Annotated in this window: 12 protein-coding genes and 2 tRNA genes; 10 read left to right on the top strand and 4 right to left on the bottom strand. The window is 69.3% G+C overall.

Annotated features, from left to right (window positions below):
- Positions 1-6: 6 nt before the first annotated feature.
- Positions 7-1473: an amino acid permease gene (locus OG254_RS17175; RefSeq protein ID WP_405582689.1), complete on the bottom strand. Its 1467-nt coding sequence runs from the start codon at positions 1471-1473 to the stop codon at positions 7-9.
- A gap of 217 nt (positions 1474-1690) precedes the next feature.
- On the opposite strand from OG254_RS17175, the gene OG254_RS17170 reads away from it, so the two are divergent.
- Positions 1691-2176 (top strand): ribose-5-phosphate isomerase, encoded by a 486-nt coding sequence (locus OG254_RS17170; protein WP_405582686.1) that lies wholly within the window; start codon positions 1691-1693, stop codon positions 2174-2176.
- A 317-nt stretch (positions 2177-2493) separates the two neighbouring features.
- Positions 2494-3303 (top strand): Fpg/Nei family DNA glycosylase, encoded by an 810-nt coding sequence (locus OG254_RS17165; protein WP_405582683.1) that lies wholly within the window; start codon positions 2494-2496, stop codon positions 3301-3303.
- A gap of 16 nt (positions 3304-3319) precedes the next feature.
- On the opposite strand, the gene OG254_RS17160 is transcribed toward OG254_RS17165, so the two are convergent.
- Positions 3320-4627 carry a GNAT family N-acetyltransferase gene (locus tag OG254_RS17160; RefSeq protein ID WP_405582680.1) on the bottom strand — a complete coding sequence of 436 codons (1308 nt, stop codon included), beginning with the start codon at positions 4625-4627 and terminating at the stop codon, positions 3320-3322.
- 162 nt (positions 4628-4789) lie between these two features.
- Here OG254_RS17160 and OG254_RS17155 point away from each other — a divergent pair, with 162 nt between their 5' ends.
- Together OG254_RS17155 and OG254_RS17150 are read left to right on the top strand one after the other, a co-directional pair.
- Positions 4790-5968 carry a PP2C family protein-serine/threonine phosphatase gene (locus tag OG254_RS17155; RefSeq protein WP_147999252.1) on the top strand — a complete coding sequence of 393 codons (1179 nt, stop codon included), beginning with the start codon at positions 4790-4792 and terminating at the stop codon, positions 5966-5968.
- Positions 5969-6238: 270 nt separating this feature from the next.
- Positions 6239-6703 carry an HD domain-containing protein gene (locus tag OG254_RS17150; RefSeq protein ID WP_405582677.1) on the top strand — a complete coding sequence of 155 codons (465 nt, stop codon included), beginning with the start codon at positions 6239-6241 and terminating at the stop codon, positions 6701-6703.
- 30 nt (positions 6704-6733) lie between these two features.
- Here OG254_RS17150 and OG254_RS17145 read toward each other — a convergent pair whose 3' ends face one another.
- Positions 6734-7936, bottom strand: a complete 1203-nt coding sequence (locus OG254_RS17145) for an acyltransferase family protein (protein WP_405582674.1) — start codon at positions 7934-7936, stop codon at positions 6734-6736.
- Positions 7937-8476: 540 nt separating this feature from the next.
- Here OG254_RS17145 and OG254_RS17140 point away from each other — a divergent pair.
- From OG254_RS17140 to OG254_RS17130, 3 genes are all read left to right on the top strand, one after another.
- Positions 8477-8671, top strand: coding sequence for a hypothetical protein (locus OG254_RS17140; protein WP_004001285.1), 195 nt, complete (start codon positions 8477-8479; stop codon positions 8669-8671).
- Between the two features lie 90 nt (positions 8672-8761).
- Positions 8762-10912 (top strand): serine/threonine-protein kinase, encoded by a 2151-nt coding sequence (locus OG254_RS17135; RefSeq protein WP_405582670.1) that lies wholly within the window; start codon positions 8762-8764, stop codon positions 10910-10912.
- 100 nt (positions 10913-11012) lie between these two features.
- Positions 11013-11420: an SseB family protein gene (locus OG254_RS17130; RefSeq protein ID WP_405582667.1), complete on the top strand. Its 408-nt coding sequence runs from the start codon at positions 11013-11015 to the stop codon at positions 11418-11420.
- An 83-nt stretch (positions 11421-11503) separates the two neighbouring features.
- Here the strand turns inward: OG254_RS17130 and OG254_RS17125 are convergent.
- A tRNA-Gly gene (locus OG254_RS17125) sits at positions 11504-11574 on the bottom strand.
- A 131-nt stretch (positions 11575-11705) separates the two neighbouring features.
- Between OG254_RS17125 and OG254_RS17120 the strand changes: the two genes are divergently transcribed.
- The 3 genes from OG254_RS17120 (at position 11706) to OG254_RS17110 (ending at position 14346) form a co-directional block, all read left to right on the top strand.
- A tRNA-Pro gene (locus tag OG254_RS17120) sits at positions 11706-11782 on the top strand.
- Between the two features lie 209 nt (positions 11783-11991).
- Positions 11992-13398: a trigger factor gene (gene tig / locus OG254_RS17115; protein ID WP_405582664.1), complete on the top strand. Its 1407-nt coding sequence runs from the start codon at positions 11992-11994 to the stop codon at positions 13396-13398.
- 339 nt (positions 13399-13737) lie between these two features.
- Positions 13738-14346, top strand: a complete 609-nt coding sequence (locus OG254_RS17110) for an ATP-dependent Clp protease proteolytic subunit (protein ID WP_187284805.1) — start codon at positions 13738-13740, stop codon at positions 14344-14346.
- Positions 14347-14365 lie beyond the last annotated feature (19 nt).

The raw sequence follows: 14365 nt of genomic DNA, 5'->3' as shown, positions 1-14365 counted from the left end.
TACGACTCAGCCGGTCTTGACCTCGTCGCGCGTCGCTTCCGAGGCGGCGGCCTCGACGCTCACCCGGCGCCCGCCGCCGACCTTCTGCTTCACGAAGGCGATGGCCAGCACGACCGCGGCCACCAGCAGGGACAGCAGCACGGTCTTGCGGCCGTCGTGCTCGGTATCGGTCAGCATGTAGCCGAGCACGAACACGATCAGCGCGGCCGTCGCCCAGGTCAGGTACGGGTACAGCCACATCTTCACGACGAGCTTCTCGGGCTCCTCGCGCTGGATGATCTTGCGCATGCGCAGCTGCGAGAAGCAGATCGCCAGCCAGACGAACAGCGCGACCGCACCGGAGGAGTTGACCAGGAAGAGGAAGACGGAGTCCGGGAACTTGTAGTTGAAGAACACGGCCACGAAGCCGAACGCCACGGACGCGAGGATCGCCGTGCGCGGCACGCCGTTGCCGGTCGTGCGGGCGAAGGCCTTCGGCGCGTCCCCGCGCTGGCCGAGGGAGAAGGCCATGCGGGAGGCGGTGTAGAGGCCCGAGTTGAGGCAGGACAGCACCGAGGTCAGCACGATGAAGTTCATGATCTGACCGGCGTGCGGGATGCCGAGGGAGTCGAGCGCGGCGACGTACGAGCCGTCCTTGGCGATGGCCTTGCTGTCCCAGGGCAGCAGGGCGACCACGACGAAGATCGAGCCGAGGTAGAAGACGGCGACACGCCAGATGATGCTGTTGGTGGCCTTGGTGACGGCCTGCTGCGGGTTCTCGGACTCACCGGCGGCCAGGGTGGCGATCTCGCTGCCCATGAAGGAGAAGACGACGAGCAGCACACCGGTGAGGATGGCGCCGGGGCCGTTGGGCAGGAATCCGCCGTGTTCGGTGAGGTTGCTCAGCCCCGCCTGGTCGCTGTCGACGCCCGGCAGCAGGCCGAAGACGGCAAGCCCGCCGATGACGATGAACGCGGCGATCGCGACGACCTTGATGCCGGCGAACCAGAACTCGAACTCGCCGTACGACGCGACGGAGACCAGGTTGGTGGCGGTCAGCACGACCATCACGATCAGGGCCCAGGCCCACTGCGGGACGGAGGGGATCCAGCCCTCCAGGATCACCGCACCGGCGGTCGCCTCGACCGCCAGCACGACCACCCAGAAGAACCAGTACAGCCAGCCGATGGAGAAGCCGGCCCAGCGGCCGAGCGCCCGGTCGGCGTGGGCGGAGAACGACCCGGACGTCGGGTTGGCCGCCGACATCTCACCGAGCATCCGCATCACCAGCACCACGAGCGTGCCGACGAGGGCGTACGACAGGAGAATGCCTGGTCCGGCGGTCGCGATGCCGGAGCTGGACCCGACGAAGAGTCCTGCGCCGATGACGCCGCCGATGGCGATCATGGACAGATGACGGTTCTTGAGCCCGGCCTGTAGGCCGTGGCCACCGGCGGCCGGTTCGGCCGTCTTCCGGTTCGGCTGCGAAGTCATGGAACGGATTTCCTTTGCGCCGTGGGGAGCGGTCCTCGCACAAGCGGATTGCGTGTGGCGTACGAGTCGGACCAGTGAATCGGAGGAGAACGGATTCGGGAACCTTTGATTTGGGATTGTTACTTGAGGTTTCCTTGAGCTTCCATGGCCCGGGTCACAATTGACGCGATCGACACCCGGCGCTGCTGCCCGGAAACAGCCGTGTCACACTCGTCCCATGCGCGTGTATCTCGGCTCGGACCATGCGGGCTACGAACTCAAGAACCACCTCGTCGACTGGCTGAAAGCGGCCGGCCACGACCCCGTCGACTGCGGCCCCCACATCTACGACGCCCAGGACGACTACCCGCCCTTCTGCCTCCGCGCGGCGGAGAAGACGGCCGCGGACCCCGACGCCCTCGGCATCGTGATCGGCGGCTCGGGCAACGGTGAGCAGATCGCTGCGAACAAGGTGAAGGGCGTCCGCGCGGCGCTCGCCTGGAGCGAGGAGACGGCCTCCCTGGGCCGCCAGCACAACAACGCCAACGTCGTCGCGGTCGGCGCGCGCATGCACACGACGGAAGAGGCGACGAAGTTCGTCGAGACCTTCCTGGGCACCCCCTTCTCCGGTGACGAGCGCCACATCCGCCGCATCGACATGCTCGCGTCCTACGAGACGACGGGCGACCTGCCCCCGATCCCGCCGCACCACCCGCAGCAGTAGCTCTCCAGCCCCGGCCGGGCTGCGTCAGCCCGTCCGGCGTTCGAGGACAGGTCTCGCCATCCCCAACCCCCACCCACCCGACAAGGGCTTCACCTCTAGGCGCCGGCCCGCATCTTTCAGCCCGTCCGGCGTTTGGGGACGAGGCCGTTCAGGCCGACGGGGGTCCAGGGGGCGGAGCCCCCTGGGCGGGGTCGAAGGGGCGGCAGCCCCTGTGGGGGTCCCCCCTGCTCGCAGAGCTTGGGGGAGGGACGGGTAGGGGCGGCGGGGGCGAAGACAGAGCCGCGCCGCCCACCCACGCACACCAAAAAGGAGCCACCGTGCCTGAGGGGCACACGATCCACCGGCTGGCCCAGGACTACGCCGCCGCCTTCCTCGGCACGACCCCCCGCGTCACCAGCCCCCAGGGCAAGTTCTCGGACGCCGCAGCCCTCCTGGACGGCGCCGAACTCACCCACACCGAGGCCCACGGAAAGCACCTCTTCCTCGGCTTCCGGGACGCCGACTGGATCCACATCCACCTCGGCCTCTTCGGCAAGGTCAACTTCGGCGACACCCCCGCACCCCCACCCACGGACACAGTCCGACTCCGCCTGGCGAACACCACGGCGTACGTGGACCTGCGCGGCCCCACCACCTGCGCCCTGATCACGCACACCGAGAAGCAGGCGATACACGACCGCTTGGGCCCCGACCCCCTGCGCGACGACGCCGACCCGCACACGGCGTTCAAGCGGATCTCCCCCAGCCGTACGACCATCGCCGCCCTGCTCATGGACCAGAAGGTCATCGCGGGCGTCGGCAACGTCTACCGCGCCGAGGTCCTCTTCCGCCACCGCATCGACCCGTACCGCGCCGGCAAGGACATCACCCCGGCCCAGTGGGACGCGATCTGGACGGACCTCGTCGATCTCATGCACGAGGGCGTCCGCAACAACCGCATCGACACCGTCCGCCCCGAGCACACCCCGGAGGCGATGGGCCGCCCGCCCCGCGTCGACGACCACGGCGGCGAGGTCTACGTCTACCGCCGGGCCACCCTGCCCTGCCACATCTGCGACAGCGAGATCCGCACCGCCGACCTCGCCGCCCGCAACCTCTTCTGGTGCCCGAACTGCCAGCGGCCGTAAAGGAGTCGGGCGCGCGTCAGAAGCCGTGCGGCAGCCACGGCGCCACGACGGACGCGAACCCCACCGACGCCTCCGTCAGCGCCCCCTGCCGAAGCTCCCGCACCCGCCCGGCCGCCCCCAGCGCCGCGAGGCTCACCCCGCCGAGGTAGGCCGCCCCCAACTCCCGTACGGACAGGGCGAGATCGGCCGCGTCCGTCGTACGCTCGCACGACGCGCCCTTGGCGTCCCCGCTCAGCCGCCAACGCCCCGCGTTCCAGGGACAGAAGGCGTCCTCCACCTCGAACACCACATCCACCGGAGCCTGGTACGTGCGCTCCTGAAGCGCCGCGCCGACGTCGACCAGCCGGACATGCAGCGCGTCGCGCACCCGCACCGCACACCGCCGGATGTCGGACACCTGGTACTGCCACGACTCGTCCACCGGCCGCGCGTACGCCTTCACCGTGGACGTCAGGTCGATGTCGAACAGGAACCGCCACAGCGCCGCCTGCGCCGCCGGGTCGAGAGCGTGCAGGTCCCGCAGGCGCACGGCACCCTTGGCCCCGCTCGCGTCCCAGTCCGGCTTGACGTGGAAGCGCGCGTACCCGACGACCTCACCGCCCGCCCGTCTCCCACCACCACCCTCAACGGAAGTCGCTTCGCTCCCCCCAATTCGCTCCGCCAGCACGCACTGCAGCGGCGACGCCCCCTCCCGCTCGCTCTCCGGGTCCACCAGGCCGAGCCGCTCCCAGCCGGGAATCCGCGCGATCATCCCCGGCCGGCCGGACACCCTGCGCGCGTACACGGCCTCGCACACGTCGAGGACGTCGGCCGGTACGGCGTAACGCAGATGTACGTCATCGGTGCCCGGCGGCACGGACAGGCCCACGCGCGTCGTGTCGATCTCGGCGCTCACCTGGAAGCTGCCGATGCCGTAGCCGAACCGGCCGTAGATCTGCGGCTCCGAGGCGGTGAGGATCGCCAGCGGCCAGCCCCACGCGCGCACGTCGTCCAGCTGCCTGCGCATCATCGACGTCAGCAGGCCGCGCCGCCGGTGCGTGGCGGCGACGCTGACCATGGTGACGCCGGCGGCCGGCAGGGCGGCTCCGCCGGGCACGGTGAGCCGGAAGGCGAACGCGCCGGCCGTGGCCACGCACGTCTCCCCGTCCCAGGCGCCGAGGGCACGGTCGGGGTCGAGGAGCTTGTCCCACAACTCCCGCTCCTCGGCCGCCTCCGGTACGCCACCGAAGGCGCGGATGAGCGTGTCGTACCAGACGTCCCACTCACCCTGCTTCAGCACCCGCAGCTCGGGACGGCCGGTCTCGCTCGCACTGTTTTTCCCCATGAACCATGCCTACCAGGGCATTGCAGGACGAGCGAGGGAATTTCTCCTTGGCGGCGCCGGGACGCCTTTCCGTGAAGTTCACTGTGAAGTTGAACCTCGGACGGGGGACAAGTGGGACCTCCCGTGCCAAGCAGCTGGTCCGATGGATAGGGTCCCGAACTAATGGCAGCAGGACGAGAGCGGCGCACGGCGGCCGAGACGTTCACGGCCCGGTTGAGGATGCACTGGCACCGGGTCCGCGTCGGCCTGCGCAGAAGCGCCGTGGACTACTTCCGCGGTGACGGCTCGGACTGGATCGCACTGGCCGGCCTGCTCCTGACGGTTCCGCTGATCTGCGCCGTGACGATGGCCAACCCGGTGTGGTTCTCACCGGCCGCGCTGGTCCTGCCGATCGTCGCGGGCGGGCTGCTGCTGCGCCCGGCGAGCCTGCTGGGCCTGTACGCGGCGGCGGCCACGGCACTGATCGTGGAGTCGGTGCAGCTCGGGCCGTACACGGAGGGTCCCTCCCGCGTCACCCCGGGCGTGGTCCTGGTGGTGGCTGCGTGCGGCTTCTTCGGGCTGCTCATCGCACAGTTCCGCAGCCGCGTGGGCGTGCCCTGGCGGCGCGGCGGCACGATGCTCTTCGACCTGCGCGAACGCATCCGGGTACAGAGCAAGCTGCCCCAGCTTCCGCACGGTTGGCATCGCGAGATGGCCCTGCGCCCGGCGGGCGGCCAGTCCTTCTCGGGCGACTTCGTGGTGGCGGCCCGCACGAACGGCGGCCGCACCCTGGAAGCCGTGCTGACGGACGTATCGGGCAAGGGCATGGACGCCGGCTCCCGCGCCCTCCTGCTCTCCGGGGCCTTCGGCGGCCTGCTGGGCAGCCTGCCCCCACACGCGTTCCTGCCGGCGGCCAACGGCTACCTGCTGCGCCAGGACTGGGACGAGGGCTTCGCGACCTCGATCCACCTGGTCCTGGACCTGGACTCGGGCGACTACGAGCTGTACTCGGCAGGCCACCCACCAGGCCTCCAGCTCAGCGCGGGCAGCGGCCGCTGGGAGGAGAAGGCGGCCGAGGGCCCCCTCCTCGGCGTGTACGACGGCGCCCAGTTCGACCCCGTCAAGGGCTCCCTGCGCCCCGGCGACGTACTGATGCTGTTCACGGACGGCCTGGTCGAAACCTCGGACCGCGACATTGTCGAAGGCATAGACCGCCTGACCGGCGAGGCCGACCGCTACGTGGCCGGCGGCTTCCACGGCGCGGCCTGGCACCTGATCGAGGCAGTAGCAAAGGACGTCAACGACGACCGAGCCCTCCTACTGATCTCCCGAGAGGGCCCAACAACAACGACACCCCGCTGACAGAGTCCCTCAGCCCGTCCGGCGTTCAGGGACAAGACCTTGCCATCCCCAACCCCCACCCACCCGGCAGGGGCGTCACCTCCCAGCGCCGGCCCGCAGCTTTCAGCCCGTCTGGGGGTCCCCCCTGCTCGAAGAGCTTGGGGGAGTTTGAGGACAAGGCCCCTTCAGGGCCGACGGGGGTCCAGGGGGCGGAGCCCCTTGGTGGGGGTGAGGGGGCGAAGCCCCTGGGGATGGGACGAGTAGGGGCGGCGGGGGCGAGACACTGGACCCGTGACAGAGACACCGCAGCAGAACCTGTCCCTGGCCGACGTAGAGGCCATAGCCCGCGCAGCCCACGCGAACCAGACCGACAAGGCCGGACGCCCCTACACCGAGCACCTGAGCGCCGTAGCCGAAGGCGTACGCACCCGCGGCGGCGACAACGACCAGATCGCAGCAGCCTGGCTGCACGACGCAGTCGAGGACGACGCCCTGTCCGACCAGTGGCTGGAGGAGGCCGCGCTGACCCGTCGTACCAAGGACGTGGTACGCGCACTCACCAAGCACCCCGGCGAACCGCCGGAGGCATACGCGGCACGCATCCTCGCCACCCCGGGCGCCCTACTGGTGAAGCAGGCGGACCTGGCACACAACGCGAACCCCGACCGCCTGGCCGCCCTGGACGAGACGACAAGAAAAAGACTGACCGAGAAGTACGCACGCATGCACGCACTTCTCGGCCTGTCGGAAGGATGACCCTCCCCGATGTGAAGGAAGGGCGCAGGATCAGGCGTTGACCTTCTCGCGCGCCGCCGCCCCTTCCCGCTTCTCCCGCTCCCGGGCCAACTGAGCGGCGTCCCGCTTGAACGCCCACTCCATCCTGGGCTCCATCGCGAACCGGAACACCCGCTGCACCGGCGCGGTGCACAGCACCGTGACCCCGGCAGCCGCGACGACGGTGACGAAGATCTCGCCGAGCGGCCGGTGCAGCCAGGCCGCCTCGAACCAGCCCTGATAGTCACCCGCCTTCACGACGAAGCCGTGCAGCAGATAGCCGTACAGCGTGCCCGCGCCGAGCGCCGTGAACCACATGTGCCGACGCGGCACCCAGGCGAAGAAGCAGGCCGTCAGCACCAGCGAGCAGCCGAACATCGCCAGCACCATCACCGGCCCGCTCCACCACGGCGCGGCCAGCTCCTGCGCGGCGTCACGGTGGTAGAACCACGCGGTGTTCATCCGCGGCACCGCCCACCAGCCGAAGGCCAGCGCGACCGCGAACACCGGCACGGACACGATCCGCACCGTGCGCGTGCGCACCATGTGGAAGTGCTCGGGCTTCATGATCAGACCCAGCACGAAGTACGGCAGGAACTGCAGAACCCGCTGAAGGTCCAGGTCGTCACCGATCTCCGGCGTGACGGTCCCCGCCATGGCGAGGCCGAGCGCGATCGGCAGCGGCCAGCGCACCATCTTCCAGATGGGGGTCGTCATCCGCCAGATGAACAGCGCGCACAGGAACCACGTCAGGTACCACGGGTCCAGGAGACTGATGTCCTGGCCGGGGTCGTCGTCGATCCAGCGCTTGAAGAGCGGATAGGCCGTCTCGAAGACGATGTACGGCACGGCGACGCCGGTGATCAGCCGCTTCAGCCGATTGGGGCTCGCGTCGAAACTGCGCGAGAAGAAGCCGGAGATGATGATGAACGCCGGCATGTGGAAGGAGTACACGACGGTGTACACGGCTTCCAGGATCCGGCTGTCGCCCTTGATCGGCTCCCAGGCGTGGCCTATGGCGACGAGCACGATCGCCAGGTACTTGGCGTTGTCGAAGAACGCGTCGCGCTGCTTGGCACCGCTGGACGCGGCTCTGGCGTCGCCTTGAGCCTTCTTGCTCTGCGGTGAGCGCGGACTCGGCACTCCGTCCGCCGACTGCTGTGTCGGGGGGAGTGGCGCTCTGATGTGGCCGTGCGGTCGAAGCGAGTCCGTCACAGACCCTCCCGTCGGAAGCCCGGGTAGTGGATCCAGGACCTCGCTGCGCATGCGGGGGACGAGGCAGCGTGGAACATCTGAGGCACCCTAGCGTTGCCTGTGGGATTTCGTAAAACCCCCGAGGTCATTAGCGGTTATTGCGTGCGACTTCGCGTGTACAGCGAACATGCACCTGGCAGACACCCGTTGGTCACCCGTCTTGTCCGGATTCATCCGGACTAAGTAGTGCATATGGCGAGGAGGTGACGCCGTTGAAATGATCACCGTGCCGCGAATTCGAAATACCGGCGAACACGTTGTGTGGCGATGGAAACGATCCCGTCGAATTCTCCGCGGAAGCGTCTTCGCGAATTGCCGTACGTGCGCGATGTGAGAGGTCGGTGCGTGCCGGGGACCCGCACAGTTCCGGCACAGGTGTGGCGAACGAAACGTCACGTGCCGCATAGCGGGGCCCGGTTGGTGGCACGATGGTTCTGGCGGGGGTGCGCTGGGTCGCGTCCCCGGGCCGGGAGAGCGGACCGACCGAGGGTGTGATCTGTTGTGGCCATTTCGCTGTCAGTGGTGCTGCTGTTGGCGATCGTCTTGGTGGTGCTGATCCGTGGTGGATCACTGAAGGCCGGCCCCGCCGTCGTCGCCGTGCTGTTCGGCTTCTTCCTCGCCTCGACCGGCATGGCCGACGACATCCAGCGGTTCCTCAACTCGATAGCCGAGACCATCAACTCGATCCAGTTCTAGGGTCCGCGGGGCTTCCCGGAGGGGTACGGATACCCTCCTTCGTGATCGTCGAACGTAGGGAACGACGGCGCGAAAGGGGGGACGTACGGGATGGCGCTGCGCGAAACGGACCCGGCGGAGGTCGGCGGCTACCGGATCGAGGACCGCCTCGGCTCCGGTGGCATGGGCGTGGTGTACCTCGCCCGCTCCGCCTCCGGTCGTCGCCTCGCCCTCAAGGTCGTGCACGCGCAATACGCCGACGACGACGAGTTCCGTCTCCGCTTCCGCCGCGAAGTGGCCGCCGCCCGCCAGGTCAGCGGCGCCTTCACCGCGCCCGTCGTGGACGCGGACGCCGACGCGTCGCGCCCCTGGATGGCCACGCTCTACATCCCCGGCGAGGACCTCGGCACCCACGTCCGCCGCCACGGCCCGCTGCCGCTGCCGCGACTGCGTGAACTGGCCGCCGGCCTCGCCGAGGCCATCCGTGACATCCATCGCGCCGGAATGGTCCACCGCGACCTGAAACCGGCCAACGTGATGCTCGCCGAGGACGGCCCCCGCGTCATCGACTTCGGCATCTCCCGCGCCACCGAGTTCGCCGCGTCCGACGTCCTCACCCAGACCGGTCGCGTGATGGGCACACCGCCCTTCATGTCCCCCGAGCAGTTCTCGTCCCCACAGGACGTGGGCCCCGCCGCCGATGTCTTCTCCCTCGGCTCGGTCGTCGCGTACGCCGCCACCGGCCATGGCCCGTTCGACAGCCAGAGCCCCTACGAGACGGCCCTGCGCGTCGTCGACGGCGACGCGGAACTCGACAGCGTCCCGTCCGAGTTGCTCCCGTTCGTCCATCTCTGCCTGGAAAAGCACCCCAAGTCCCGTCCGTCGCCGGACGAATTGCTCCGCCTCCTGCGCGACGGCGAGCTGCCCGGCCCGCGCCCGGCGGACGAGACCCCGACGGTCGTGGATATCGCCCGCCCCCGCCGACGCCGCGGACGCCTCTGGCTGGCCTCGGCGGCGGGCGCCGTCGCCCTCGCCGCCGTAGCCACCACGACGGTCGCCCTCAACGGCGACGACTCCCGCCCCGGGAATCCCGTGGGGAATGTGCCGCTCGGTTGGCAGGCCTGGCACAACAAGTCGAAGGCCCCGACCGCCGACGAGGACCCGGTGGAGGCCGACGGTCCGTTCAGGCGCTGCGGGGCCACCGGCAGATCCCTGGTGTGCGCGGGCGACGACGTCATGGCGACCCGCTTCGCCCTCGCCGACGGAAGCAACACCTGGGCCCGGCCGATCGACGAGACCCCCGACGAGATCGGGGGCGCCGACCGGGGCACGATCCTCGCCGCCCGTAGCGGCCGTGTGTACGTCTACGGCGCCGACGACCGGGCGAGCGACGACGACACCTTCCCCACCCGCTTCACGGTCCAGGCGCTGGACGCCGAGACCGGGAAGGTGATCTGGAAGACGGTCACCGGTGACGGGGAGGAGGCCACCGAGCCGAACAGGGACCAGGGGTTCTCGATCTCCGTGCCCGAGGGCATCGTGGCCGTCTACGGCGACAGGGCCAGGCAGTACGCCCTGCTCGACGCCGACGACGGCAAGGTGCGCTGGAAGCGCCCGCTGCCCGACTCGGACACACAGTCGTGCCTGCTGCGCGGTGCCGCCCGCAACGCGTACCTGGTGTGCCAGAAGTGGACCGGCGACGAGGTCACCGGCACGAGCCTCGCGCAGCTGGACCCGGCCACCGGACGTCCCCGGTGGACCGTGTCGGTCGAGGGGGGCCAGGACATCGTCGGCCAGGCCGACGGACGGCTGGTGGTGCTGAACACGACCGGCTCCCACCGCACGCTGACCCTGATCAACGCCGCCACGCACATCGTGACGACCGTACGGCTGTCCCAGACCCAGCCCGAGAACGCGGCCCCCGCCCTCCTGAACGGCAGGCTCTACTTCACCTTCCCCAGCGGCAGCGTCCGCGCGTTCGCCCCGGACAGCGGACGCCGGCTGTGGGAGAGCAACTCCACCGTCGAGTCGTCAGGCCCGCCGACCGCCTCCACGACCCACCTCTACCTGGCGTCCCCCAGCGGCCGCCTGGCCGCCCTGAACCTGCGTACCGGCAAGGTCGAGGCCACCCTCCAGGGCCGCGACGACGGCGGCACGGCCGACTCCACCGGCCTGGGCGCCCCGCTGACCCTCGTCGGCAACGCCCTCTACGTCCCGTACGGCATCCGCTCCGTCTACACCGTGGACGTACGCGACCTGTGACACCCACGTTCCCCACACGCGTGGGGGCGCGCATGGCTGGGCCGATCGCGGGTAGACGAGCCATCGTCTCGGGGGCGGCTTTGTGCAACGAAGGTGCGCTATGACTGAGATCCCGGCAGAGGTCTTCGAATCGGTGGCGCGGAAGGCTCTGGAAGACCTGTCCACCGCGCCGGACCTACGGGCGCTGGAGGCGCTGGCCGGCTGTGACGTGCTGATTCCGGCGATCGGCGGGATCCGTTACACGTCCCACCACAGTGAACTCGTGCGGCTTGTGCTGCCGGTGATCGAAAGCGTCGACGACGCCCCCGCGGTCATGGTCTTCACCTCGCAGGAGCGGCTGTTCCGGGCCTTCCCCCAGGTGCCCTGCTACCGGCCCGTCACCCTGCGGGACCTGGCCTCGCACTGGCCGGCCCACGAGGTGGTGCTGGTGATCGACGCCGGGGACGAGGACGAACTCACCCTGTCCGCGCACAAGGCGCGATGGCTGCTCGGCCACTGCCTCGTGTGAGCGCCGGCGCGAGGAACCGGCCCGGGGAACGCGAAAGGCCCAGGGAGCGGAAACAATCTCTCACCTGGGCCTTCGGCCTACAGAGCGGGCGACGGGAATCGAACCCGCGTAGCTAGTTTGGAAGACTAGGGCTCTACCATTGAGCTACGCCCGCACAGGACGCGCCGCAGGTCAGATGACCGCGGCACAGGATGCATCGTAGCGGGTCGGCCCCCCTCACCGCACACCCCGTTAATGCGGCGGCCCGACTGCCTGCGGGCATGTAGCCTACGTGTCGCACCAGCACGGGGTGTGGCGCAGCTTGGTAGCGCGTCCGCTTTGGGAGCGGAAGGCCGTGGGTTCAAATCCCGCCACCCCGACCACGACCGGTGAAGACCGGCCATTTGCGCGACGACCTCGTGTGATCGCGTCCTTGATCGCCTTTGGGGGCGTGTCGCCGCTGCCGTTACTATGCAAGCTGCACGCCCGTGTGTCTCTCCGTACGAAGTCACGAGGTCCTCCGGGCGGCGAATCCGCCGGACCAGTCTGGCTCCGGCAGAACCCAAGAAGTCAGCCACAAGGAGACCGAACCGTGAAGAGCGCCGTGGAGACCCTGAACCCGACCCGGGTTCGGCTCACTGTCGAGGTGCCCTTCGAGGAGCTCAAGGACAGCCTCGACGCGGCGTACAAGAAGATCAACCAGCAGGTCACGGTGAAGGGCTTCCGGAAGGGCAAGATCCCGGCGCGCGTCATCGACCAGCGGTTCGGCCGCGGTGCGGTCCTGGAGGAGGCGGTCAACGACGCGCTTCCGAAGTTCTACACCGAGGCGGTCAACGAGGCCGAGCTCAACGTCCTGGGCCAGCCCGAGGTCGACATCACCGAGCTGAAGGACGGCGAGACGCTGAACTTCACCGCCGAGGTCGACATCCGTCCCACGATCGAGATCCCGGACTACTCCGGCATCGAGGTCGAGGTCGACGCCGTCGAGGTCAGCGAGGAGGACGTCGACAAGGCCGTCTCCGACCTGCGTGAGCGCTTCGCGTCGACCTCCCCGGTCGAGCGCGCCGCCGAGGACGGCGACGTCGTCACCATCGACCTGGAGGCCAAGGTCGGCGGCGAGGTCCTCGAGGACGGCGTCGCGAGCGGCGTCTCCTACACCATCGGCTCCGGCGAGCTGCTGGAAGGCATCGACGACGCCGTGAAGGGCCTGGAGGCCGGTGGCGAGGCCACCTTCACCTCCGAGCTCAAGGGCGGCTCCGCGGCCGGCCAGGAGGCCGAGGTCACCGTCAAGGTCACCCAGGTGGCCGCGCGCGAACTGCCCGAGCTGGACGACGAGTTCGCGCAGCTCGCCTCCGAGTTCGACACCCTCGACGAGCTGAAGGCCGACAGCCGCAAGCGCCTCGAGAACATGAAGCAGTACGACCAGGCCACGCAGGCCCAGGAGCGCGTCCTGGAGAAGCTGCTGGAGCTCGTCGAGGTGCCCGTCCCCGAGAAGCTGCTCGAGGACGAGGTCAACACCCGTAAGCACAACCTCGAGCACCACCAGCTCGGCCAGATGGGCCTCGACATCGAGAAGTACCTCGAGATCCAGGGCAAGACGGTCGAGGAGTTCGACACCGAGACCAAGGAAGCCGCGGTCAAGGGCATCAAGACGCAGTTCGTCCTCGACGAGCTCGTCAAGCAGGAGAAGCTGAACGTCAACCAGGAGGAGCTCACCGAGCACCTCATGCGTCGCGCGGCCTCCTCCGGCATGTCCCCCGACCAGTTCGCCCAGGCGGTCGTCGAGGGCGGTCAGGTTCCGCTCCTGGTCGGCGAGGTCGCCCGCGGCAAGGCCCTGGCCGTCGTGGTCGAGAAGGCCGTGGTCAAGGACACCAACGGCGAGGTCATCGACCTGGACGACGAGGACGAGGTCGAGCAGGCCACCGAGACGGTCGAGGCCGCCGAGGGCACCGCCGACGCCGAGGCCGAGGCCGAGGCCGAGGAGAAGACCGAGGGCTGACGCCCACGGCGCTGAGAAGGTCGTAGGAGGGGCCCTGGGGACGTTTGTCGCCCCCGGGGCCCCTCTTTGTCGTATGGCCGGCGGCGCCCCTCACAGGGGCCCGGGGAACCGCGCGACCGGCCACGGACAACCCGCAGCCGCCCACGTACCAAAAGTCACCAAGGCGCTACGCCCCCGGCGAACACCAGCCTTCGCGGGATTCCCCGAACGGACCCGCGCGTTAGGGTCCATGAATACGGGGCCAGTGAACCCGGCGACACCGCCGCAGGCCCCCGCAGGGAAACGTGCAGACGGCCCGGCGCCGTCGTAAGACGAGCAGGTGGATACGTGACGAATCTGATGCCCTCCGCCGCCGGCGAGCCCTCCATCGGCGGTGGCCTCGGCGACCAGGTCTACAACCGGCTGCTCAACGAGCGGATCATCTTCCTCGGCCAGCCGGTCGACGACGACATCGCGAACAAGATCACCGCGCAGCTGCTGCTCCTTGCCGCGGCCGACCCCGACAAGGACATCAACCTCTACATCAACAGCCCGGGCGGATCGATCACGGCCGGCATGGCGATCTACGACACCATGCAGTTCATCAAGAACGACGTGATGACGATCGCCATGGGCCTCGCGGCCTCGATGGGTCAGTTCCTGCTCAGCGCGGGCACCCCCGGCAAGCGCTTCGCGCTGCCGAACGCCGAGATCCTGATCCACCAGCCTTCCGCCGGCCTGGCAGGTTCCGCCTCGGACATCAAGATCCACGCCGAGCGACTGCTGCACACCAAGAAGCGGATGGCCGAGCTCACGGCCCAGCACACCGGCCAGACCGTCGAGCAGGTCACCCGTGACTCGGACCGCGACCGCTGGTTCGACCCCGAGGAGGCCAAGGCGTACGGCCTCATCGACGACGTCATCACCACGGCTGCCGGTATCCCGGGCGGCGGCGGCACCGGGGCCTGAGCCCCACAGGGGGCCGAGA

The organism is Streptomyces sp. NBC_01092 (assembly GCF_045039535.1).
Lineage (GTDB): Bacteria > Actinomycetota > Actinomycetes > Streptomycetales > Streptomycetaceae > Streptomyces.
The sequence above is the reverse complement of the archived record's forward strand: the minus strand, read 5'-3'. Positions and strand labels throughout refer to the sequence as shown.